The organism is Schumannella soli (assembly GCF_006517435.1).
Lineage (GTDB): Bacteria > Actinomycetota > Actinomycetes > Actinomycetales > Microbacteriaceae > Schumannella > Schumannella soli.
Map to the genome: position 1 here is coordinate 605,292 of NZ_VHQG01000001.1, position 23,944 is coordinate 629,235.

Below are 23,944 nucleotides of genomic sequence, written 5' to 3' on the forward strand. Positions count from 1 at the left end.
GTTTCGGTCGCGCGAGGTCTGCGTGACGTTCATCCGCGGGGTGTGGCGGGGAGCGTGGCGGCGTGCTCTCCGGCGAACGCGGCGGCGCGACCTCCGGCGAGCGCGGGGGCGCGGCGGGCGGCGAGCGCGGCGGGCTCTTCGGCGAGCGCGGCGGCCGCCGGTCAGCCGTCCAGGCCGGGGAAGATCAGCCGCAGCAGCGCCGTCACGAGCGCGGCGCTCACCACGATCACCGGGAACGGCGCCTTGACGATCGCGAGCGCGACCGCGACGGCCACGCCGATCGGACGCGCCCATCCCGCGAACTGCCCCGCCTCGAACACCGCGCTCGTCACCGTCAGCGCCGACAGCAGCACGATCGCGCCGTCGCCGAGCAGGTCGTCGACGAAGCGCGGCAGGCGCACCCGCCCGTGCACGGCGGGCCCGACGAGCCGGAAGGCGTAGGTGCCGACGGCGAGGATGAGGATCGGCAGCAGCAGCGCCATCGCGCTCATCGCAGGCCTCCCGCCGGGCCGAAGGGATGCGCATCCCCCAGCTCGTCGAGCCCGCTGCCCGACCCCGCCGCGCCGCCCGCGGGGCCTCGCCCGCCTGACCCGTCGCCGTCGCCGTCGCGGCGACGCCACCGCGAGCGCAGCACCACGACGAGCGCGAGCAGCGACAGCAGCACGGGGACCCCGGCGGGCAGGAACGGCGTCGCGCCGACCGCGAGCACGGCGCCGACGGCCGCGGCGATGCGCAGCGCGGCGTCTTTCAGCGCCGGCACGACGAGAGCGATCAGCACGGCGGGGAACGCCGCGTCGAGTCCGAGCGCATCCGTGTCGCCGACGATCGTGCCGAGCAGCGCGCCGAGCGCGACCGCGACGTTCCACGCGATGAACAGGGCGACGCCGCTCACCCAGAACAGCGCGCGGCGGCGGTCGGGATCATCGGAGCTCAGCGTGAACGCGATCGACTCATCGGTGATGATCTGCGCGCCGAGCAGGCGACGCCACCAGCCGGGGCCCAGCGCATCCGCCGCCGCGAATCCGAAGGCGAGAAGCCGCGCGTTGAGCACGAGCCCCGCCGCGACGGCCGCGGCCGGATCCCCGCCGGCGAGCAGGATGCCGAGGGCCGCGAACTGCGACCCGCCGGCGAAGACGAGCAGCGACATGGCGATCGGAACCCACACCGGCATCCCGCCGCCGACGGCGATCGCGCCGAAGGAGAGTCCCACGATCGCGTCGGCCACGACCACGAGCCCGATGTCCTGCAGGGTGCGCCGGTCGAGCAGCCCGATCATCGCCCGCACGCCCATCCCGCGATCCTCCCAGCCCCGCCGTCCCCCGCGCGCGATCCACCCCCGCGCCCCTGGCCCCGTCGAGTGGCCAGAAATGCAGATGACACGCCGCTCCTGGCCCGCATCTGTGGCCACTCGCGGGATGGCACCGCGGGATGTGGATGGTTTGCGCGTCGATCGCGCGCGCCGAGGCATGGTCGAGACGTGGATGACGATGCAGCTGCCGAACGCCGGGGCGGCCTCGACCTCAGGTGGGATGACCCGCGGAGCGGCAGCACTGCGTTCCCGGTGGGTGCCGGACGGCGCGCCGGACTGACCCGGCACCTCATCGACCGTGCCGATCTCGACCGCCCGCACCACGGCATCCGCGCCTCGATCTGGCGTGACGCCGATCGGGCACGCGATCTGCTCCCGGCGCTGCGGCCCGGGGACCGATTCAGCCACCTGACCGCCGCTCGCCTCTGGCCGCTGCCGCTCCCTCGCCGATGGCAGGCGGTCGGCGGCCCCGTCCACGTCTCCGGACCTGCCGACGGCAACCGACTGCGCCGCGTCGGCGTGATCGGCCACCGCACCGCTGACGCCGGGTACGTCGTACGGAATGGACTGCCGCTGAGCCGACCGACGACGCTGTTCCTCGAACTGGCCACCGAGCTCGAGCTCGACGACCTCGTCGCGGTCGGCGACGCCCTCGTCCGACGACCCATCAAACTCGACCCGCACGACATCCGCCCGTGGATCGACCTCGACGAACTCCGCGCCGCGGTCAGCCGCGCCAGCCGTGGTCGCGGCGTTCGGCTGGCTCGAAGTGCGCTCGCGCTCGTGCGCGAGGGCAGTGATTCGCCGGCCGAGACACGACTCCGTCTCGCTGTGCTGCGCGCCGGATTCCCCACGCCTCAGCTCAACCCGATGATCGTCGACCGCCGCAGACGCGAGATCGGCCACTTCGATCTGGTGTGGCCGGAACGTCGGATCATCGCCGAGTACGACGGCGATCAGCACCGCACGGACCCACGCCAATACGACCGCGACATCACCCGCTTCGACCGCGCCACCGACGCGGGGTACCGCGTCGTGCGCTTCCGCGCTCGCGCCCTCTATCCGACCCCGCAGCCCGCCATCCGCTCGCTCACCCGCGCATTCGCGGCGGCACCTCGACCGTGATCCGCGGTGAGTGGCCAGAGATGCAGATCGCCGTCGGCGTGTCATCGGCATATCTGGCCACTCGATGACGACGGGACGCCACCCGCGGGCGATCCACGGCGGGAGGCGCGCGGCCGGAGGGCGCGTGCGCGCGACGGTAGGATGGGCGGGTCCGCGCAGGCGGGCGCCTCCCCTTGCGAAACGGAGCCTCGTCGCGTGTCCGACACCTCGACCGCCCCCGCCATCCCCGCCCCCGACTCGGTCGAGAACGCGATCGCGACTCCCGACAAGGAGCAGCCCTACGGCGCGCTCGGCCTGAAGGATGACGAGTACCAGCGCATCCGCGAGATCCTCGGCCGCCGCCCCACGAGCGGCGAGCTGGCGATGTACTCCGTCATGTGGAGCGAGCACTGCTCCTACAAGTCGTCGAAGGTCTGGCTGCGCCAGTTCGGCCAGAAGGTCAGCGACGACATGAAGAAGAACCTCATGGTCGGCATGGGCGAGAACGCCGGCGTGCTCGACATCGGCGAGGGCTGGGCGGTCACCTTCAAGATCGAGAGCCACAACCACCCCAGCTACGTGGAGCCGTTCCAGGGCGCCGCGACCGGCGTCGGCGGCATCGTGCGCGACATCATCTCGATGGGCGCGCGTCCGGTGGCGGTCATGGATGCGCTGCGCTTCGGCGCCGCCGACCACCCCGACACGCACCGGGTGCTGCCCGGCGTCGTGAGCGGCATCAGCTTCTACGGCAACTGCCTCGGCCTGCCGAACATCGGCGGCGAGACCTGGTTCGACCCGATCTACCAGGCGAACCCGCTCGTCAACGCGCTCGCGGTGGGCGTGCTCAAGCACGAGGACCTGCACCTGGCGAACGCTCGCGGCGTCGGCAACAAGGTCGTGCTGTTCGGTGCCCGCACCGGCGGCGACGGCATCGGCGGGGCGAGCATCCTGGCCTCCGACACCTTCACCGAGGGCGGCCCGACGAAACGTCCGGCGGTGCAGGTCGGCGACCCCTTCGCCGAGAAGGTGCTCATCGAGTGCTGCCTCGAGCTGTTCCAGGGCGGGCTGGTCGAGGGTATCCAGGATCTCGGCGCGGCCGGCATCTCGTGCGCGACCTCCGAGCTCGCGTCGAACGGCGACGGCGGCATGCGCATCTCGCTCGACGACGTGCTGCTGCGCGACCCGTCGCTCACGGCGGAGGAGATCCTCATGTCGGAGAGCCAGGAGCGCATGATGGCGGTCGTCTCGCCCGACAAGCTCGAGGGCTTCCTCGCCGTGACGAGCAAGTGGGATGTCGAGACCAGCGTGCTCGGCGAGGTCACCGACACCGGTCGCCTGGTCATCGACTGGCGCGGCGAGGTCATCGTCGATGTCGACCCGCGCACGGTCGCGGTCGACGGCCCGGTGTACGAGCGTCCGATCGTCTACCCGAAGTGGCTCGACGACGTGAACGCCGACAGCGCATCCGTTCTCGACCGCCCGACCGAGGGTCCGGCGATCAAGGCGCAGGTGCTGCAGCTGCTCGGCAGCGCGAACCTCGGCGACAAGAGCTTCATCACGAGCCAGTACGACAAGTACGTGCTCGGCAACACGGCCCTCAGCTACCCCGACGACGGCGGCATGGTGCGCGTCGATGAGGAGTCCGGTCTCGGCTTCGCCGTAGCGACGGATGCGAACGGCCGCTACTGCTACCTCGACCCCTACCAGGGTGCGCAGCTGGCGCTCGCGGAGGCGTACCGCAACGTCGCCGTGACCGGCGCGACCCCGGTCGGCGTCTCCGACTGCCTCAACTTCGGCAGCCCCGAGAACCCCGAGGTCATGTGGCAGTTCTCGAAGGCCGTCGAGGGCCTCGCCGACGGCTGCCTCGAGATGGGCATCCCGGTCACCGGCGGCAACGTCAGCTTCTACAACCAGACCGGCGACGTGCCGATCCACCCGACCCCGGTCGTGGCGGTGCTCGGCACGATCGACGACGTCGCGCGCCGCGTGCCCTCGGGCTGGCAGGACTCGGGTGACAACCTGTACCTGCTCGGCACCACCGCGCTCGAGCTCGACGGCTCGGCGTGGGCCGGCAGCATCCACGACCACCTCGGCGGACGCCCGCCGAAGGTCGATCTGACCCGCGAGAAGGAGCTCGGCGAGCTGCTCGCCGCGGCCGCGCACGAGGGCCTGTTCAACGCGGCCCACGACCTCGCCGACGGCGGTCTCGCGATCGCGCTGGCCGAGGGCGTGCTGCGCTTCGGCGTCGGCGCCCGCGTCTTCCTCGACGAGCTCATCGCCCGTGACGGCGTGGATGCGGCGACCGCCCTCTTCAGCGAGTCGACCGCCCGGGTGCTGGTCGCCGTGCCGCGCGAGGAGGACGTGAAGTTCACGCGCCTGTGCGAGGGCCGCGGATTCCCGGTCGCGCGCATCGGCGTGACGGATGCCGGCGCCGGTCGCGGCGAGGGCGAGCTCGAGGTGCAGGGTCTGTTCAGCGCCTCGGTGAGCGAGCTGCACGACGCGTGGAAGAGCGTGGCGGCGACCTTCGCCTGAGCGAAGACGCGCCGCGCCGCGCGAGCCGCGTTGAGCGCGCGAGCTGACCGCTCGACGCCGAAGAGGCCCGGAACCGTCTGACGGTTCCGGGCCTCTCGCGCATCACCGGCAGGAGGATCGCCGCGCGATCCGGGATGCGCCGCGCTATATCGTCGCGCGCGACCAGGATCGCCGCGCGATCCTGCCGATGCCGGGGTCAGGCCTTGGGGTCGAGCTCGTCGGCGGCGGCCCCGAGGTGCTCCGAGAGACCGAGGAACGCGCGGTGCACGGCGTCGAAGTCGGCCGGGGCGACGGCGGCCGAGAAGGCGTCGGCGTAGATCTGGCCGTTGCGCTGCACGAGGTCGCGACCCGCATCCGTCAGCTCCAGCAGGAAGCTGCGGCGGTCGCTGGGGTTGTTGGTGCGCTGCATGAAGCCGGCGGCCTCGTTGCGATCGACGAGGCTCGTCATGGCGCCGGTGGTGAGACCGAGGTACTCGGCGACCTTCTTGGGCGTGACGTCGTCGTTGCCGCCGACGTAGAAGAGGGCGCGAACGTCGGTCGTGGTGATGCCGGCGCTCGCGGCGAGGTTGCTCACGAGCTTCGCGTTCTTGGAGCGCAGCACGACGAAGGCGGTCATGACGTCGGTGATCGTGGCGTCGCCCACTGCGTGCAGCTGAGGGGCATCGCCCGGCGTCTCATCGATCGCATATGCGTCGGTCACGATATGTCCTTTCGGCGTGCGGAGGGTCGGAAGGCGGATGCGCGACGCCTGTCGGCCAGCGCTCGAGCGGGCCGGTGTGGGGCGCCGCTGCGTCAACTGTCGCACAGGTCTGCCCTGTGATCCCAACGCCCAAAACGTATTGGCCCCCTCATTGGGGACATTGCTTGCCTATCCGACTGTCCACTCGTCCGATAACTTGATCATCGTACTACTCGACCGGGGGATTATCGGCCGAGCGGAACACAGGGGGATCGAGCCGCCGAACGGATCGAGCCCATTCCCGGCCCGACATAGACCATCTGGAGACCACGAACCATGTCCCGTCACATCGCCCGCCCCACCCGCCGCGCCGCCAAGCTGGCCGCGTGGATCGCCGTTCCGGCCGCCGTGCTCATCTCGGGCGCCGCCGTCGCCGGCGGCTCGTACTCGGCCTTCTCGGCCACGACCTCGAACCCGACCAACAACTGGACCGCCGGCACCGTGGCTCTCACCGACGACGACGCCAACACCGCCATGTTCACCGCGACGAACCTGAAGCCCGGCTCGACCGGCACCAAGTGCATCCTCGTCACCTCGACCGGATCGCTCGCCTCGCTCGTCAAGCTCTACGGCACCTCGTCGGCGACGACCAACGCGCTCTCGACCTACATCGACCTCACCGTCACGCAGGGGTCCGGCGCCACCAGCTCGAGCTGCACCGGCTTCACGCCGCTCGCCACCGGCTCGTCGGTCTACAGCGGCACGCTCGCCAACTTCGCCAGCAGCTACACGAGCTACTCGAACGGCATCTCGAGCTGGACGACCACCGGCGCCGCGTCGGAGACCCGCGCCTACCAGTTCACCTACTCCGTGCAGGCCGCGGCGCCGAACTCGGCGCAGGGCGGCACCGCCGCTCTCGGCTTCACGTGGGAGGCCCAGAACAGCTGACCGCTGTTCTGACCGGCTTCGGCGGGATCAGGGGGGATTCCCCGCCGAACCACCGGTCGCCTCGCCCGGTCCCTCGCAGAGGGAGATCGACAGACCGGGCGAGAAGACCGGCAGCAACACCAGCTCCACCGCACGGCCCCGCTCCTCGAGCGAGTGGGGAGATCCGGATGCCGCCTGACCCACGGCCCGGACGTGCAGCTCCCGGTTCCCGCGGAACTCAGCCACCGCGGGAACCGGGACACCTCCCGCCGGAGTGATCCGGCCGCCGCCCGCAGCGCATCCGCCGGGCCGCCGCACCGCATCCGCCGACCGCACGACCGTCGGCCCCCGAACCACCGTCGCCCGAACGACCAGCCCGCAGCACGACCCGAGCACCCGAGGACATGATGACCAGCGCACCCAGCACCGCGACCTCCGCGGTCGCCGACGTGCTCGCGCCGGTCACCGGGTCGATCGAGCAGGTCGTGGCCCGCGTCGCCCGCCGCGAGATCGCCTGGGGCGACTGGGCTCGACTCGTCTTCGCGACGATCGCCCGCACCCTGCTCTTCAGCATCATCGGCGCCCTGCTCTGGACCGCGCTGCCCACCGTCTTCGGCTGGACCAGCACCACCGTCATGAGCAACTCGATGGCCCCGCGCTTCTTCGCCGGCGACGTCATCGTCTCGATGCCCGCCTCGAAGGCCGACCTCGTTCCCGGACGCGTCATCCTCGTCGACGACCCCGATCACGCGGGCCGGCTGCGCATGCACCGCCTCGAGCGCGTCGAAGACGGCCAGTACTTCACCAAGGGCGACGCGAACCCCGAGGCCGACTCCAGCCCCGTGACGCTGAAGCACATCCACGGCATCGCCGTGCTGCGCGCCCCGCTCGTCGCGGTGCCGATCGTCTGGACGGCCGAGCACCGCTGGATGCTCGACGCGGCTGCCGCGATCGGCGTCGTCTCGCTCGTCATCCTCGCCGGCACCGACCGCCACCTGCGCCGTCGCCGCGACGAGAACGACGTGCCGATCAGCCGCCCGCGCCGCCGCAACCGCGGCCGCACCGCGCGTCTCGCCGTCGGCGTGGCCGCGCTGCTGACCACGAGCGGCATGCTCGTCGCCGGCCAGGCCCACTCCGCCTTCGCCGCGAGCGGCGCCAACACGGGCAACAGCCTCGCCGCGCAGGCCGCCGGCAACGACTGGTGCTCGGGTGCGAGCGGCACGGCCGGCGCGCTCGACTCGCCGACCTTCGCCTGGCGCTTCAACGAGGTGAGCGGAACGACCGCCGCGGACACGAGCGGCAACGCGCGCACCGGCACCCTCAGCTCGACCGCGAACGTCACGCGCACCGCGGCATCCTGCACCGCCGGCGGCGGCTACATCACCCTCAACGGCTCGGGCAGCGTCAACCCGACGAGCAGCACGACGACCGCGACGCCGTACGTCTACAGCCTCGAAGCCTGGATCAACGCGCCGACCACCTCGACCGGCGGCCGCATCCTCGGCTTCGGCAACAGCCAGACCGGCACCTCGGGCAACTACGACCGCCACATCTACATGAACACCTCGGGCCAGATCGTCTTCGGCACCTACAACGGCGGCTACAAGACCATCAACTCCACCGCCTCGCTCAAGGACGGCGCATGGCACCACATCGTCGCCACGATGGACGGCAGCCAGCTCGGCCTCACCGGCACCGGCATGAAGCTCTACGTCGACGGCGCCCTCGTCGCCTCGAACGCCACCTACCTCACCTCCGAGGCGACGACCGGCTTCTGGCGGGTCGGCGCCGACAACATCAGCGGCTGGCCCGGCACCCCGACCGTCGGCGGGTTCGTCGGATCGATCGACGACGCCGCCGTGTACTCGACGGCGCTCACCGCCGCCCAGGTCACGACCCACAAGAACGCGGGGCGCTGACCCCGAGTCACGCCCCGGCCGCGCCCGCACGTCCCCGCGGGCGCGACATCCTCACAACTCCACAGACCCCGGCGCCGCGGACCCAGCTGCGGCGCCGGACCTCCGCCTCGGTTCCCGGCGCGCCCCACCTCAGCCAGGGGTGCGTCGGGAACCGGGCCCGGGATGCGCGGCGTATCCCCCGCTCGCGCCGCGCATCCCCCTTCTCACGTCGTCGTCCCGCAGAACTCAATTCCATAGACCACCGCTCCGACCGCCCTCCAGACGGGCGGAGCGGGACGATGACGGCGCTCGGCTTCGGGTCCGATCGTCGTCGTCCGACAGCCGGACCGGGGCACCGGTAGCGCTGTCGCCGACGGACACCGGGGGCACCCGGAACGCCGTCACCCGCGTCGCCGTATCCCCGGCGTCGCGCGCGGAGTCCTCCTCCGCACGGTGGTCCCGAGCATTTCGGGCGCTCGGGACCACCGCCCCCGGCCTGCGCGGATCGAGCTCTGCTCTCCACGGTCGGGCCCGACCGGTCGAGATGACCGGCCGGGCTCGACGTCGTCCGGGGTGTCTGTCCTGGCGGGCCCGTTGGGGCGCGTCCGTCGGCGCGCGAACTTCCGCGCGCGCTCTCAGCCGCGGCGGGTGGATGTCCAGCGCGAGCCGCGCGTGACCAGCAGGCCGCCGACGAGCAGGGCCACAGCGACGAGCACGCCGAGCAGCGCGTCGGAGCCGGTGCTCGCGAGCGTCCGGGGATCTGCTCCGCTGCGCGGCGATGCCGACGGCGCCGTCGTGGCTTCGGCATCCACTCCGCTGCTCGGCGAAGGGCTCGGTGCGGTCGTCTCCTCGCCAGCGACGCTCGGCGAGGGCGATGGGCCGGTGGACGGCTCGCCGGAGGGTTCGCCGGACGGCTCGGTCGACGGTTCGCCGGAGGGCTCGGTCGACGGCTCGTCCGACGGCGACGCGCTCGGCACGGGCGATCCGCTCGCGCCCGCCGAGGGACTGGCCGACGGTCCCGTGCCGGCCGCGCGCACGATCGTGATCGTGTACGTGCGCGACGTGAGGCCGTCTTCGGCGGTCGTCGTCACCGTGACGACCGTCAGGCCCGTCGGCACCGCGATCTGCGCGAACACGAAGCGCGCGCTGACGACCTCGCGGCCGTCGACCTCGAGCGACGCGATCGCGGCCGGGTCGAGCGTCTCGGCCGCCACCCAGACGATCGGGTTCCAGTTCGGCAGCGTGACCTCGTAGTCGAGCACGTCGGCGTCGAATGCGGGGGTCGTGCCGTCGGGCACGACCGTGAGCAGACCGAGCCGGGTGTCGTCAGAGGCGATGCGCTCGACGGTCACGCGGTACGTCGCCGTCGTCACCCCGTCGGGCGCGGTGACGGTGACCGTCAGCACGGTCGAGCCGAGCGGGAGCAGGAAGTACTGCCAGTTGGTGCTGCCGCCGGAGCGGCCCGCGACATCCACCGTGGCGGAGCTGTCGGCGGCGACGGCCTCCAGCACGAGCTCGGAGACTCCGGGGGCGAGCTCGACGCGATAGTCGCTGACGCCGGGCGCGAAGCCGGGGCTGAGTTCGGCGCCGCCCGCCTCGTGCACGGCGAGCGTCGCGAGTGCGGCGTTCGCGGACGAGACCGCGGTCGGAGCGACGGCGACGCGGGAGAGCGGGGCGACCGGAACGGACGGCGAGGTCGACGAACCCGGGTTCGCGGGCGAACCGGATGCGCCGTCCGACAGGGTCGGCGCGCCCGGAGCCGGAGCGACGGCGCCGTCGGAGGGAGCCGCGGCGGCCGCGGCCGGCGCGGCGGAGCCGGGAGCCGGAGCGGCGGGCGCGGGAGGCGCGACCGGGCCGAGCGGGATCTCCGGAGCCGACGGGACGGACGGGACCGACGGCGCGGCGCCGCCGCCCGAGCCCGGATCGACGGGAGCCGAACCGCCGGGATCGGTGACCGGGGTCTCGGTGCTGCTCGAGGATGCGACGCCCGTGGTCGCATCCGGCGAGGGGTTCAGCTCATCGGCCCAGGCTGATGACGGCGCCACGACGAGGGCCGCGACGATCGCGGTCACGGCGCCGAGCGCAGGCAGAACGGGGGACGGTCGTCGGGTCGACCGCGGTGTGGGGGTCACGCGCGCAACGTAACCGACGCGCACTCAACTCACAGCACCCCCAGAACGGGGGTGGACCGCCCACCCCTCCGGGACCGCACCGAGCCGCGATCCCCCGCCGCGCTCGCCGATACTGGCCGGCGCGCTCGCCGATACCGGTCCGCGCGCGCTGGGGTACTGGCGTCGCGAACAGGGAGCGGCACCGGCGGTCCCGACTCGTCGGCTCGCCAGTATCCGCAGCCGACACGAGGGCGGCGACGGCGACGGCGCTCTGCCACGGCACCCGCGGCCCTGCTCCGAGTCGGGAGCCGGGGAACCGACACGGGCTCCGGCGCCGGAGTCGGAGCCGGAGCGTCGGCTGGCCGAGCATCGCCGTTGCCACGAGAACACCGCAGCGCCCCGGGGATCGCTCCCCGGGGCGCTGCGATCGAGCGGATGCGCGACCTCGGCCGCGCATCCGGCTCAGCCCTTGCTGGTCAGATCGTGCGATCCGGTGACCGCCTCGACCGCCTCGACGGGAGCCGCCTCGACGGGAGCCGCCCCGGCGGCGGCCGCACCGGCCCCGCCGACGACCGGCTGACCGGCGGTCTCGACCGCGGCATCCGTCAGCGACAGCGACCCGGTCGGGTTGCCGGCGCCGGAGCCCCAGCCCTCGCGGCGCTTCGGCTTGGCGAACCAGACCACGATGATCGCAGCGAGCAGAGCGCCGAACGCCGGCAGCAGGATCGCCTGCGACATCGCGTCGGTGAAGCCCTGCTTGAGCGCGTCGGGCAGGTCGCCCCCGCCGAAGCTGGCCTCGCTGACCTTGCCGCCGCCGGGCATCGCCGGCAGGTTCGCGGCGAGACGCGACTCGATGAGCGCGGCGATCGACGCCGAGCCGATGACCGCGCCGATCTGGCGGGTCGTGTTGAACACACCGGATCCGGCGCCCGCCTGCTGCGGGGCGAGGTTGCGGGTCGCGGTGTTCGAGATCGGCGCCCACATGAAGCCGTTCGCGACGCCCATGATCGCGCTCGGGATGAGCAGCCAGGCCCACTGCGTGTCATCCGGCGTGAGCATGCGCGAGTAGAGGAACAGGGATGCCGAGAGCAGCACGGTTCCGATGATCGCGAAGTTGCGCGGGTTCATCGTGTCGAGGCGACGGCCCACGAAGGGCGCGATCGCGGTCGACACGACGGCCATCGGCACGAGCATGAGCGCCGACTGCGTGGGCGAGTAGCCGTAGACGATCTGGAAGAAGAACACCAGCGGCAGCGACAGGCAGGTGACGGTGAAACCGACGGCGGTGATGGCGCCGTTCGCGAGCGAGAAGTTGCGGTCGCGGAAGAGCTTCAGCGGCAGCAGCGGCTCCTTGCGGTTGAGCGCCTGCCAGACGACGAACAGCCCGAGCACGACGATGCCGGCGACGATCATCGTCCACTTCACGCCGTTGGCGATCGAGTCGCTGTTGAGCTCCTGGATGCCGAAGACGAGCAGGAACATGCCCGCGCCGCTCAGCACGACGCCGAGGATGTCGAAGCTGTGCTGGTGCGTCTCGAGCTTCGGCACGAAGCGGAAGGCGAGGATGAATCCGACGACGCCGATCGGCACGTTGATGAAGAAGATCCACTCCCAGCCGAGGCTGTCGACGAGCACGCCGCCGAGGATCGGGCCGACGAGCGTCGCGACGCCGGCGACCGAGCCCCAGATGCCCATCGCCGCGCCGCGTTTGTCGGGCGGGAAGATGCGGGTGATGACGGCCATCGTCTGCGGCGTCATGAACGCGGCGCCGAGACCCTGCGCGATGCGCGCGATGATCAGCATCTCGATCGTGCCGGCGAAGCCGCACCACAGCGAGGAGAGCGTGAAGACGACGAGGCCGATGAGGTAGAGGTTCTTCGGGCCGAAGCGGTCGCCGAGGCGGCCGGTGATGAGCAGCGGCACCGCGTAGGCGAGCAGGTAGGCGCTGGTGACCCAGATGACGGCGTTGATGTCGGTGTCGAGGCCCTCCATGATCTTCGGGTTGGCGACCGAGACGATCGTCGTGTCGATGAGGATCATGAAGAAGCCGACGATCAGCGACCAGAGCGCCGGCCAGGGCTTGGCGACGGGCGGGGCGCCGTGGGCGCCGGGGATGGTGGTCATGGTCTGTTGCTTTCTTTCGTGTGTTCCGGATCCCAGGTGAGCTCGCCGCTCTGGAGGCGGGCGATCGTGGTCTCATGCCACGCGATCTCGCACTGGAGGAGGGTGATCTTGTAGTCGATGTCGAGCCAGTAGGCCTCGGGGAGGTTCTTCGCCGTGACCTGCTGACGGCCGACGTTGTAGTCGGCCAGCTCGTTTCGCAGGCCCGCGAGGCGGGCCTCCAGAAGGGTCGCGACCGCATCCGGTCGGAGGTTGTGGCTCTCGCTGATCGCGAGGGCGAACACGGGGTACTCGTTGACGAACTCGCCGAGCATGCCGGTGAGCCGCCGCTCGAGCGCCGCGCTCCCCGCGTCGGTGATCTCGTAGGTGGTGCGCTCGGGGCGGTTGCCCTCGCGCTCGGTGCCGGTCGCACGCACATGCCCGTGCAGGGCGAGGCGGTCGACGGCGTGGTAGAGGGACCCGGGGCGCACCTTCACGAGGCGGTCCTCTGACCGCTGCATGAGCACCTGGTACATCTCGTAGGGATGCATCGGGCGCTCCTCCAGCAGGCCGAGGGCGGCGACGGCGAGAGGGGTGAGCTCGGACATGGTTCCTCAGACGGGAGCCGGCCGGGTGGTGGGCGGTCGGCTCGGACGAGCGGGGTGGATGTGGTGGTGCTGCGGGAATAGACGGATCACTCCGTCAGAACTATTCCACGTGGAATATACGCCGCGGAATAGTAACGGCGCAACTGCTTCTTCGTGACGCCTCGGTGGCATCCACGTCTCCCGCAGCCGCCGACACGCAGACGACCCCGCCGGGCCGGAGCCGGGCGGGGTCGTCAGGACGTGCGGGGAGCGCGGGTGCGCCGAGCGAGCGCGGCGGCGCTCAGACCTCCGACTGCAGGCGCTCGTGGTGGTGGATGACCTCGGCCACCACGAAGTTGAACCACTTCTCGGCGAAAGCCGGGTCGAGCTGCGCGGCCAGCGCCAGCTCGCGCAGACGAGCGATCTGCTTGCGCTCGCGGTCGGGGTCGCTCGGCGGAAGCCCGTGCTTGGCCTTCAGCACGCCGACGTTCTGCGTGAACTTGAAGCGCTCGGCCAGCAGGTGGATCAGCGCCGCGTCGATGTTGTCGATCGAGAGGCGGATGCCGAGCAGCTGCTGGATCGCCGCCTCGCGCTCCGCGTCCGACTCGCCGGCCGCGGCGGCATCCATCGCGCCGAGGGCGCTCACGTCGTCGGGTTCCTGGGCCGCATCCACCATGTCCGCGAGCCTACCGATCGCGCCCGCGTCGCCGCGCGCCGAGGTCGCAGGGAGAAGCGGGCCGGCGCACGCGATCAGGCGGATGCCGCCGCCGGCTCGGTCGAGAGCGCGCGGGCCTGCAGCGGGCGCGTGGCGAGCAGCCCCAGCAGCACCAGGCCGACACCGGCGAGCAGGGCGACGACGATCATCCCCACCGACAGCGGCGCCAGCACGAGCGCGAGCCCGGCGAGCGGCAGCACCACCACGACCGCGGCGACGGCCGCCGTGATCGACGTGGTGAGCAGGGGCACGACGACCGTGCCGAGGCGGGCGCGCTCGATCACGCTCAGCGGGGTTCCGAGGTGGCCGAGGCTGCGGTTCACCTCGACGCGGTCGAGGATCGTCGCGGCCTGCGTCACGCCGACCGCGCACGCCACCATCAGGAAGGTGCCGACGACCGTGACGATCACGCCGGTGCGGATGTCGACGGCGAGCATCGCATCCTGGTCGCGCAGGTCCTCTCCGTTCATCAGGTTCAGCAGCGCGGCGCCGGTTCCGGCGAACACCGCGACGAAGCTGGCGGTCGCGCTCGCGCTCACCTGACGCCAGGCGGCCTTCGGCGACTCGAGGATCGCCCGCGCCGCGAGCAGCTTCGCCGGGGTGGATGCGCTGCGCACCCGCCGGCGGGCGACGACGCCGATCAGCCACGGTCCGATCAGGTTCATCAGCGCGAGGGCGCCCGCGAAGGCGGCGCCGGCCATGACGATCATGATGACGACCGAGCCCGCGGCCCCGAGCGCCGAGGAGAGGAACGACGCGCCCGCGATGCCGAGCACGCCGATGACGACGGCGATCCAGCCCTGACGCGGGGCATCCGTGCGCATCCGCACGCCGAGCGGCGAGAGCACGACCTTGCGCAGCCCGAGCACCGCCGAGACGATCGCCACGGCGACGACTCCCGCGACGACCGCGACGACGCCCCACGGTGCGACCAGCACGTTCAGGGCGCCCAGCGGATGCCCGAGGAAAGGGATCAGCCCGACGAGCGGCGCGACGGCGAGCGAGAGCACGCCGCCGGCGAGGGCGCCGACCAGCGCGAGCGCGCCCGACTCGAGCACGGCCACGGCGCTCACGGTCGCGGTGCTCGCGCCGAGCAGGCGCAGGGTCGCGAGCCGGTCGTCGCGGCGACGGGCGGCGAGGCGGGCCGCCGCACCGCCCAGGCTCAGCAGCGGCACGACGAGCAGCGCGAGCGCCACGACCGTGAGCAGCTGGTAGATGAAGCGGATGTCTCCGGGCGCGTTCCACAGCGTCTGCGCGCCACCGATCACGGTCAGCATCAGGGTCGTCACGACCGCGAAGGCCACGATCGGCAGCAGGGTCAGCCCGAGTCCGGCGCGGCCGGGGCGCGCGAGCATCCAGGCCAGGCGGGCGATCATCGCTGCGCCTCCTCGGGGCGAGCCACGGCGGCGGGGGCCGCGTCGGCGGGGGCAGATGCGGCGGGGTCGGCGCCGAACTGCGGGCCGGTGTGGTGCGAGCCCGCGCCCCGGTGGGGTGCGGCCGGCGCCGACGCGGGGAGCGCCGCATCCATGATCCGTCCGTCGCTCATGTGCACCGTGCGGGTGCAGCGGGCGGCGACGTCGGCGTCGTGCGTGACGACCACGAGCGTGCGGCCGTAGTCGGTGACGATGCGCAGCAGCGCGTCCATCACCTCGCTCGAGGTGTGCGAGTCGAGGGCGCCGGTCGGCTCGTCGGCGAAGATCACGGGCGCACCGGTCACCAGGGCGCGGGCGATCGCGACGCGCTGCGCCTGCCCGCCGGAGAGCTGGCCGATGCGGCGCTGCTCCAGCCCCGAGAGCCCGAGGTCGGCGAGCCAGCCCAGGGCGTGCTGCTCGGCCTCGCGACGGCCGACGCCGCCGACCATGAGCGCGAGCGCGACGTTCTCGATCGCGGTCAGCTCGGGCACGAGCAGCCCCTGCTGGAACACGAAGCCGAAGGCCTCGCGGCGCAGGCGCGAGCGCTCGCGCTCCGAGAGGCCCGCGACCTCGACCGAGCCGCCCGGGCCGGCGAAGCGGATGCTGCCCGCATCCGGCGGCACGATCCCGGCGAGGCAGTGCAGCAGCGTCGTCTTGCCCGAGCCGGAGGCGCCCATGATCGCGACCGCCTCGCCGCGGCCGATCGCGAGGTCGACGCCGCCGAGGGCGACGGTCTGACCGTAGGTCTTGCTGAGTCCGTACGCGGCGAGCACCGGATGCGGGTCGCCGCCGGGCACGGACGGCCGGTTCGGCGCGGCCGCGGCGGCGCGCTCGGCGAAGGAGGTGGGGATCTGATCGCTCATGCCCCCATCCCACGCGGTGCGCCGTGGGGCGTCGTCGGCAGCGGGACGGGTTTCGGCGCCGCGGCGTCATCCCGCGGGCGTCATCCGCGCGGATGACCCGTCGCGCCTTCGATCGTTTCAGCAGCGGCCTGCACCCAAACCGATTGGCCCCCCTTGTGGGGGTGACCTCGCTCGTCTACCTTCCTTCTTTAAACGTTTCAATGACGAAGCGAGAAGGAGCCTCCACCATGCTCATCCGGCCCGTCCGCGCGATCAGGGAGATCGCCGACCGACTGACCACCCGACCACCCACGCGCCCCTCGCGTCCGGCGCGCGGCGCCCTCGTCGGCGTCGCCGTCATCGCGCTCGGCGCCGGCACGCTGCTCGCCGGCCCCGCCCTCGCCGCCTCCGGCACGAGCGTCACCGGCCTCACCGTCAACGGCCGCAGCGAGCCGCTCGGCATCCCCGGTGCCGCTCCGAGTCTCGGCTGGCACGGCGAGTCCGCGACCCGCGGCACGGTGCAGAGCGCCTATCAGGTGCAGGTCGCGCGCAGCGACGCCGCCCTCGCCGCGCCGGACGTCTGGGACTCGGGCAGGGTCGACTCGGCCGCCCAGGTCGACGTCGGCTACGGCGGGCCGGCGCTCACCGCGCAGACCGCCTACTCCTGGCGGGTGCGCACCTGGGACGGCCGCGGCAAGGCCAGCGGATGGAGCACCCCGGCGCACTTCGAGACCGGCCTGCTCAGCGCCTCCGACTGGGGCGGCGCCCAGTGGATCGGCGGGCCGCCCGCGACCGAGCTGCCGCGCTGGACCGACACCACCACCGACGTCGACTTCACGATCGACAACCTCGTCGTCGCCGTCTACTTCCGCAGCGCGACCCTCAACAACGGCTACCTGTGGCAGCTCAGCGTCGCCGACGGTACGCCGCAGTTCCGCCCCCACGTCAAGAAGGACGGCAGCATCCAGCTCATCGAGAGCAAGGACATCTCCGATGTGATCAGCGCCGACGCGCTGCGCACCGGCACTCACACGCTGTCGATCCGCACCCAGGGCACGACCATCACGACGCTGCTCGACGGCACGCAGATCGACCAGCGCGACGATGCCACCTTCGACCGCGGCTACGTCGGCTTCCGCACCTCGCAGGCGACCGAGGGCACCGAGACCACGACCATCCACCGGGTGAAGGTCACGGCCGCCGACGGGGCCACGCTGCTCGACACCGACTTCCACGGCACCGGCGCCGACGGGGGCAACCCCTTCACCGGCGGCACCGTCGTCGACGACGGACTGCGCATCGAGGGCAACGCCGAGACGATCTGGCGCTCCCCCGACGGCGATCTGCCGCTGCTGCGCACGAACTTCTCCACGCGGGGCGGCGAGACCCCGGTGCGGGCGCGCCTCTACGCGACCGCGCGCGGCGTCTACCAGCTGCGCCTCAACGGCGCCGACGTCGGCGACCAGCGGCTCGCGCCCGGGTTCACCGACTACGAGAGCCGCATCCAGCACCAGACCTACGACGTGACGAAGCTCGTCAGGGCCGGCCGCAACGCGCTCGGCGCCGAACTCGGCAGCGGCTGGTACGCCGGCAAGGTCGGGATGTGGGGCCCGGGCGTCTTCGGCACCGACCCCTCGGTGCTCACCCGCCTGCGCCTCGACTACGCCGACGGCTCGAGCCAGTGGGTCGACTCGACCGACACGTGGACCACCGCGCGCGGCCCGTGGACCTTCGCCGACAACATCGACGGCGAGAGCTACGACGCCCGCAAGGAACAGAAGAACTGGGATCGCGCCGGCTTCGACGCGAGCGGATGGACCGCCGCCACCGTGCACGACTCGGCGACGCAGCTCGTCGTGCCGCAGCCCGACGAGCCCGTGCGCGAGACCGGCGCGCAGCCGACGGTCGCGCGCACGCAGCCGACGAAAGGCACCTACATCTACGACGTCGGCCAGAACATGGTCGGCGTCGCGAAGATGCGCCTCAAGGGCACGGCCGGATCGACGGTCACCATCCGCTACGGCGAGATGCTGAACCCCGACGGCACGCTCTACACCGCCAACCTGCGCGCCGCGAAGGTCACCGACCACTACACCTTCGCCGCCGACGGCGCCGTCGAGTACGAGCCGCGCTTCACCCAGCACGGCTTCCGCTACATCGAGATCACCGGCGCCGCATCCGCTCCGACGCCCGCCGACGTGACCGGCATCGTGTGGGGATCGGACCTGCCCGACACCGGCACGCTGACGACCTCGTCGCCGATGCTCAACCAGCTGGCCAGCAACATCTCCTGGGGCCAGCGCGGCAACTTCCTCAGCATCCCCACCGACACTCCGGCGCGCGACGAGCGACTCGGCTGGACGGGCGACATCAACGTGTTCGCCCCCACCGCCAGCTACCTCACCGACACCCGGGCGTTCCTCGGCAAGTGGCTCGCCGACCTGCGCGACTCGCAGGGCGAGAACGGCGACTACCCGGGCGTCTCGCCCGAACCGCCGGGTGTCGGCTGCTGCGGCGGCGGAACCGGATGGGCGGATGCCGGCATCACGGTGCCCTACACGCTGTGGAACAGCTACGGCGACGCGACCGTGGTGCGCGAGGGCTGGGACTCGATGACGCGGTTCCTCGACCACGTGCAGGCCAGCGCGGGTGAGGATCTCATCGACGACGGCCGCAACGTCTACGCCGACTGGCTCAACCTCGACGACCCGACGCCCGCCGAGGTGCTCGGCACGGCGTACTACGCCGAGGATGCGCGGATGATGTCGGAGATGGCCGCCGCGCTCGGCAAGACCGCCGAGGCGACCGCCTACGCCGACCTGTCGACGCGCATCCGCGCCGCCTTCGCCGCGACCTTCGTCGCCGCCGACGGGACCGTGCGCGGCAACAGCCAGACCGCCTATGCGATGGCGCTGGGCATGGACCTCGTGCCCGCCGCGCAGCGCGCCGCCGTCGGGACGAAGTTCGTCGCGAAGCTCGAGACCAGCGGCAGCCACCTCACGACCGGGTTCCTCGGAACCCCGTGGCTGCTGCCCGCGCTCACCTCGGTCGGCCGCGCCGACCTCGCGTGGAAGCTGCTCGTGCGCACCGACTACCCCTCGTGGGGCTACGAGGTGAAGATGGGCGCCACCACGATGTGGGAGCGCTGGAACTCGGTCATGCCCGACGGCAGCTTCGGCGACGTCGGCATGAACTCCTTCAACCACTACGCCTACGGCGCCGTGGGCGACTGGATGTACCGCAACATCGGCGCGATCGCCCCGCTCGAGGCGGGCTACCACCGCATCCGCGTGGCGCCGCTGCCCGGCGGGGGCGTGACCCACGGCGCCGGGTCGCTGCAGTCGGTCTACGGGAAGATCGCGACCGACTGGACCTCGAGCCAGACGGATGCGGGAGCCCGGTTCGATCTGAAGGTCACGGTTCCGGTGAACGCGACCGCGGAGATCGTGCTGCCCGCATCGAAGGTCGCGCAGGTGACCGAGAGCGGCGGCGCCGTGAAGAAGGCGGCGGGTGTGCAGAGCGCGAAGGCCGCGAACGGCTCGGTCACGGTCGTAGTCGGATCGGGCAGCTACGTGTTCCGCGTGGGCTGAGCGTCGGCGCGCGCGAGTCGCACCCTGCGCGTTCTCGGCGAACCGGGGCCGGTCGGGGAATCCCTCCCCGCCGGCCCTGGTTGGCTGAAGGCGACCATCACGGAAGGAACACCATGCGCGTCCTGCTCACCGGAGGCACGGGCCTCATCGGCACCGCCACCCTCGCCGCACTCCTCGATTCCGGACACGAGGTGACCGCGATCGTCCGCAGCAACGAGTCCGCGGCGAAGGTCACCGCCCACGGCGCAACCGCTGTGATCGGCGACCTCAGCGACAGCACCTGGCTGGCGACGAAGCTGCGCGAGGTCGACGGCGCCATCCACCTCGCCACCGACAACCAGGGCCCGGCCCTCGACGACGCCGTCGTGGACGCGGTCATCAACGGCTTCGCCGGCACCGACAAGCCCTACGTGCACACCGGCGGCATCTGGGTCTGGGGATCCGGCGCCGACATCAGCGAAGACGACGCGCAGAACCCGCCCGCGATCACCGCCTGGCGCGCCGGGCCGGAGGGCCGCATCCTCGGCTCCGACATCAAGGCCACGCTCATCGCCCCGGCCGTCGTCTACGGGCCCGGCGGCGCCGGCATCCCCTCGCTGCTCGCCGACGGCCCGCGCGACGCGGACGGCGCCCTCGAGCTCATCGGCTCGGGCGACCAGCACTGGACGACCGTGTCGACCGGCGACCTCGCCGAGCTCTACGTCATCGCGCTCGAGCGCAGCGACGGGCACACCACCTACATCGGCGCCAGCGGCGAGAACCCGACCGTGCGCGAGCTCGGCGAGGCGATCGCCGGGCCGTCGGGGGCGGTCGTCGCCGGCTCGGACTCCTCGGCTCGCGAGCGACTCGGCGAGGCCTTCGCGGATGCGCTGCTGCTCGATCAGCAGGCGCGCGGCTCGAAGGCACGCAGCGAGCTCGGCTGGGAGCCGAACGGCCGCTCGCTGGTCGCCGAGCTCACGGCGGCGCGCGGCTGAGGTTTCGGCGCCCCTGCCGTCGGCGGTGCTGTCGGCAGCGCTGTCGGCCGTGACGTCAGCTGTTCCGTAACTCAGGAGATCCGGTCGGATCCGCGCCCGAACGGGCCGGATCGGGCGGATTCTCCTGAGTTACGTCACTCCGGGGGCGGCATCAGAGACGGTGTCAGAGCATGAAGTCGATCGCCGCGCGCGACGCGACGAGAGTGCCGATGAACTTCGCCACCTCGACGTGCGCCGGGTGGTCGATGTAGGCCTGCAGCCCGGCCGCGTCGTCGAAGTCGGAGTCGATCGCGAAGTCGCCGTTGCGCGGGATGCCCGTCGAGTCGGCCGGCACGTCCATGCGCTTGATCTCGGGGATGACGTCCATCAGCCCCACGAGCTTGGCGCGGATCTCGGCGATCTGCTCCGCCTTCTCGGTCGGGTCGTCGGTCTGGAGCGTGAAGATCAGCACGTGGCGCAGCATGGAGCGAGCCTACTGAGCGACGACGCTGCGCGCCCGCGCCGCTCAGTCGAGTGCGGTGGCATCGGGGCGCACAGCATCGAACGTGGGCGGCACCGGGTGCACAGCGTCGGCCTTCGAGTCACACCGCGACGTGATGCGGCGCGGCATCGGCGCTGATCCGACATCGTGCTGACGCGCGGGCGGCCCAGTCGTACGGCTCAGGCGGGCCGCTCAGTCGGGCGGCTCAGCTCCGGTCGGCGAGCTCGATCGGGGCGGTGTGGCGGGCGAGGCGCGCTTCGAGGCCGGCGCGCACCGCAGGCCACTCATCGATGAGGATCGAATGCACGGCGGTTCCGCTGAAGGTTCCGTCGGCGCGCACCCGGTCGCGGCGCAGCACGCCCTCGAACGTCGCGCCGAGCTTGAGGATCGCGGCGCGCGAGCGGTCGTTCTGGCTGTCGGCCTGGATCTTGACGCGGCCGTAGCCATGCGTGAAGGCGTGCCCGAGCAGCAGCAGCTTCGTCTCGGGGTTCACGGCCGTGCCCCAGACGCGCGGGTCGTAGCCGGTCCAGCCGAGCTGCAGCTGCTCGGTGCGCTCGTCGAGGTCGCCGAGGGTGGATGCGCCGACGATCGTGCCGCCGACGCCATCCGCGTCGCCCGCGCCGCCCCCGCCGTCCGCGCCGCCGATGAGACGCACGACGAACTTGCGGGCGTCATCGGCGTTGCCGTACCCGGCGACCCAGTCGCCGAACGCCGCCCGGTCAGCGGGCAGCCCGGCGGGACCGCCGCCGTAGCCGCCGGCGAACACCTCGGGGTGCGCGAGCGCGGCGAAGAGTCCGTCGGTGTGCGCCTCGGCGTCGAAGGGCTCGAGCCGCACGAAGCGGCCGGTCAGCACGGTCGGGGCGGGGCGCGTGGCAGTCACCGGTCCATCCTGTCTCCGGATGCGCCGGGCGCGCGACTCACGCCGCAGGCCACCGCGCATCCGCTGGCCCGGTCGCGCACGAGCCGTTCCGATCCGCGTGCCTCTCTCGCGATACTGGCGAGGCGTCACGGCAGCGCCGCCCGCGCCCTCGCCCACCCCGTTGAGCAGTATCCGCATACCGCCGAGCCAGTATCCGCGAACCCGGGGGGGGCAGGATCCGCGTACCCCCGGCCCACCGACCGGCGGCAGGTCGCACACCGCACCGGATACTGGCGCCACGTGGCAGCAGCGCCGCCCGCGACCTCGATCACCCCGTTGAGCAGTATCCGCGTACTGCCGAGCAGTATCCGCGCACCCCGCGTCGCCGCGGAGGGCGCGGATCACGCCCGCACGCGGGCCGCCGCACAGCGGGTGCCGATGCGCGCGGGCGCCTCGCGGCTCGCGCCGCGCGCCTCAGTCGAGCAGGTCGTGCCGCACGACGATCGCGTCGCGGCCGGGGCCGACGCCGATCGCCGACATGCGGGATCCGCTGAGCTGCTCGAGCGCGAGCACGTAGTCCTGCGCGTTCTTCGGCAGGTCGGAGAACTCGCGGGCGCCCGAGATGTCCTCGCTCCAGCCGGGGAACTCCTCGTAGATCGGCTTCGCGTGGTGGAAGTCGCTCTGGTTGACGGGCAGCTCGTCGTGACGCACACCGTCCACGTCGTAGGCGACGGCGACCGGGATGGTCTCGAGGCCGGTGAGCACATCCAGCTTGGTGAGCACGAAGTCGGTGACGCCGTTGATGCGGGCCGAGTAGCGGGCGATCGGCACGTCGTACCAGCCGGTGCGACGGCGACGGCCGGTCGTGGTGCCGAACTCGGCGCCGCGGTCGCTGAGGAACTCGCCCCACTCGTCGAACAGCTCGGTCGGGAACGGTCCGGCGCCGACGCGGGTCGTGTACGCCTTGACGACGGCGATCACGCGGTCGAAGCGGGTCGGCGCGACGCCCGAGCCGGTCGCGGCGCCGCCGCTGGTCGCGTTCGACGAGGTGACGAAGGGGTAGGTGCCGTGGTCGACGTCGAGCATCGTCGCCTGACCGCCCTCGAACAGCACGGTCTTGTCGGCATCCAGCGCCTGGTTCAGCACCAGACCCGTGTCGGCGACCATCGGGCGCAGACGCTCGACGTAGCCGAGCAGGTCGTCGACGATCTCGTCGGCCTCGATCGCGCGGCGGTTGTACACCTTGACCAGCAGGTGGTTCTTCTGGTCGAGGGCGCCCTCGACCTTCTGGCGCAGGATGTTCTCGTCGAACAGGTCCTGGATGCGGATGCCGACGCGGTTGATCTTGTCGGCGTACGCGGGGCCGATGCCACGGCCGGTGGTGCCGATCTGGCGCTTGCCGAGGAAGCGCTCGGTGACCTTGTCGACCGTGCGGTGGTAGTGCGTGATGACGTGCGCGTTGGCGCTGACGAGCAGCTTCGAGACATCGACGCCGCGGCTCGAGAGCGCATCCAGCTCCTGGAAGAGCACCTCGATGTCGACGACGACGCCGTTCGCGATGACGGGCGTGACGCCGGGGGTGAGGATGCCGCTGGGCAGCAGGTGCAGGGCGTACTTCTCGTCGCCGACCACGACCGTGTGGCCGGCGTTGTTGCCGCCGTTGAACTTGACGACGTAGTCGGTGCGGCTGCCGAGCAGGTCAGTCGCCTTGCCCTTGCCTTCGTCACCCCACTGAGCGCCGATGAGCACGATTCCGGGCATGCCGATCTCCCATTCCGTTCGTGAGGGATTACACCCCACCGTATCAGCGGGCGTGTTTCGACC

General features: G+C 72.1%; 18 protein-coding genes. 6 read left to right on the top strand and 12 right to left on the bottom strand.

Going from position 1 to position 23,944, the window contains the following annotated elements:
- Nucleotides 1-161: 161 nt before the first annotated feature.
- Nucleotides 162-491: an AzlD domain-containing protein gene (locus FJ657_RS02835; RefSeq protein ID WP_141162145.1), complete on the bottom strand. Its 330-nt coding sequence runs from the start codon at nt 489-491 to the stop codon at nt 162-164.
- The gene (locus FJ657_RS02840; RefSeq protein ID WP_181408844.1) at nt 488-1,291 is read right to left on the bottom strand and encodes an AzlC family ABC transporter permease; all 804 of its coding nucleotides are present in this window, start codon (nt 1,289-1,291) and stop codon (nt 488-490) included. The genes FJ657_RS02835 and FJ657_RS02840 overlap by 4 nt, the downstream gene beginning before the upstream one ends.
- A 186-nt stretch (nt 1,292-1,477) precedes the next feature.
- Here FJ657_RS02840 and FJ657_RS02845 point away from each other — a divergent pair, with 186 nt between their 5' ends.
- Both FJ657_RS02845 and purL read left to right on the top strand, forming a co-directional pair.
- On the top strand, nt 1,478-2,434 hold the full coding sequence (locus FJ657_RS02845; RefSeq protein ID WP_141162146.1) for a DUF559 domain-containing protein: 957 nt from the start codon (nt 1,478-1,480) through the stop codon (nt 2,432-2,434).
- Nucleotides 2,435-2,575: 141 nt separating this feature from the next.
- Entirely contained in the window at nt 2,576-4,945 is a 2,370-nt protein-coding gene (gene purL, locus FJ657_RS02850) for a phosphoribosylformylglycinamidine synthase subunit PurL (RefSeq protein ID WP_181408845.1), read from the top strand.
- A gap of 196 nt (nt 4,946-5,141) precedes the next feature.
- Here the strand turns inward: purL and FJ657_RS02855 are convergent, their stop codons facing one another.
- On the bottom strand, nt 5,142-5,645 hold the full coding sequence (locus FJ657_RS02855; RefSeq protein WP_141162148.1) for a MarR family winged helix-turn-helix transcriptional regulator: 504 nt from the start codon (nt 5,643-5,645) through the stop codon (nt 5,142-5,144).
- A gap of 315 nt (nt 5,646-5,960) precedes the next feature.
- Between FJ657_RS02855 and FJ657_RS02860 the strand changes: the two genes are divergently transcribed.
- Both FJ657_RS02860 and FJ657_RS02865 read left to right on the top strand, forming a co-directional pair.
- Complete coding sequence (locus FJ657_RS02860) at nt 5,961-6,572, top strand: TasA family protein (protein ID WP_255447098.1); 612 nt, start codon at nt 5,961-5,963, stop codon at nt 6,570-6,572.
- Between the two features lie 386 nt (nt 6,573-6,958).
- Nucleotides 6,959-8,470 (top strand): LamG-like jellyroll fold domain-containing protein, encoded by a 1,512-nt coding sequence (locus tag FJ657_RS02865; RefSeq protein ID WP_141162149.1) that lies wholly within the window; start codon nt 6,959-6,961, stop codon nt 8,468-8,470.
- 614 nt (nt 8,471-9,084) lie between these two features.
- On the opposite strand, the gene FJ657_RS02870 is transcribed toward FJ657_RS02865, so the two are convergent.
- The 6 genes from FJ657_RS02870 to FJ657_RS02895 all read right to left on the bottom strand — a co-directional run bounded on the left by FJ657_RS02870 (nt 9,085) and on the right by FJ657_RS02895 (nt 16,237).
- Nucleotides 9,085-10,521 (bottom strand): cadherin-like beta sandwich domain-containing protein, encoded by a 1,437-nt coding sequence (locus FJ657_RS02870; RefSeq protein ID WP_141162150.1) that lies wholly within the window; start codon nt 10,519-10,521, stop codon nt 9,085-9,087.
- A 501-nt stretch (nt 10,522-11,022) separates the two neighbouring features.
- Nucleotides 11,023-12,684: a DHA2 family efflux MFS transporter permease subunit gene (locus FJ657_RS02875; RefSeq protein ID WP_141162151.1), complete on the bottom strand. Its 1,662-nt coding sequence runs from the start codon at nt 12,682-12,684 to the stop codon at nt 11,023-11,025.
- Nucleotides 12,681-13,268 (bottom strand): PadR family transcriptional regulator, encoded by a 588-nt coding sequence (locus FJ657_RS02880; RefSeq protein ID WP_141162152.1) that lies wholly within the window; start codon nt 13,266-13,268, stop codon nt 12,681-12,683. Before FJ657_RS02880 ends, FJ657_RS02875 begins: the two co-directional genes overlap by 4 nt.
- Before the next feature lie 280 nt (nt 13,269-13,548).
- On the bottom strand, nt 13,549-13,875 hold the full coding sequence (locus FJ657_RS02885) for a chorismate mutase (protein ID WP_141162698.1): 327 nt from the start codon (nt 13,873-13,875) through the stop codon (nt 13,549-13,551).
- Nucleotides 13,876-13,997: 122 nt separating this feature from the next.
- Complete coding sequence (locus tag FJ657_RS02890; protein ID WP_141162153.1) at nt 13,998-15,338, bottom strand: FtsX-like permease family protein; 1,341 nt, start codon at nt 15,336-15,338, stop codon at nt 13,998-14,000.
- The gene (locus FJ657_RS02895) at nt 15,335-16,237 is read right to left on the bottom strand and encodes an ABC transporter ATP-binding protein (protein ID WP_141162154.1); all 903 of its coding nucleotides are present in this window, start codon (nt 16,235-16,237) and stop codon (nt 15,335-15,337) included. The genes FJ657_RS02890 and FJ657_RS02895 overlap by 4 nt, the downstream gene beginning before the upstream one ends.
- A 227-nt stretch (nt 16,238-16,464) precedes the next feature.
- Here FJ657_RS02895 and FJ657_RS02900 point away from each other — a divergent pair, with 227 nt between their 5' ends.
- A complete protein-coding gene (locus FJ657_RS02900) occupies nt 16,465-19,806 on the top strand; it encodes an alpha-L-rhamnosidase (RefSeq protein ID WP_141162155.1) in 3,342 nt (1,113 codons plus the stop codon).
- Between the two features lie 113 nt (nt 19,807-19,919).
- Complete coding sequence (locus tag FJ657_RS02905; RefSeq protein ID WP_141162156.1) at nt 19,920-20,780, top strand: NAD-dependent epimerase/dehydratase family protein; 861 nt, start codon at nt 19,920-19,922, stop codon at nt 20,778-20,780.
- A 163-nt stretch (nt 20,781-20,943) separates the two neighbouring features.
- On the opposite strand, the gene FJ657_RS02910 is transcribed toward FJ657_RS02905, so the two are convergent.
- From FJ657_RS02910 to FJ657_RS02920, 3 genes are all read right to left on the bottom strand, one after another.
- A complete protein-coding gene (locus FJ657_RS02910; RefSeq protein ID WP_141162157.1) occupies nt 20,944-21,243 on the bottom strand; it encodes a Dabb family protein in 300 nt (99 codons plus the stop codon).
- Nucleotides 21,244-21,466: 223 nt separating this feature from the next.
- A complete protein-coding gene (locus FJ657_RS02915) occupies nt 21,467-22,141 on the bottom strand; it encodes a GNAT family N-acetyltransferase (RefSeq protein ID WP_141162158.1) in 675 nt (224 codons plus the stop codon).
- 453 nt (nt 22,142-22,594) lie between these two features.
- Nucleotides 22,595-23,881: an adenylosuccinate synthase gene (locus tag FJ657_RS02920; RefSeq protein WP_141162159.1), complete on the bottom strand. Its 1,287-nt coding sequence runs from the start codon at nt 23,879-23,881 to the stop codon at nt 22,595-22,597.
- Nucleotides 23,882-23,944 lie beyond the last annotated feature (63 nt).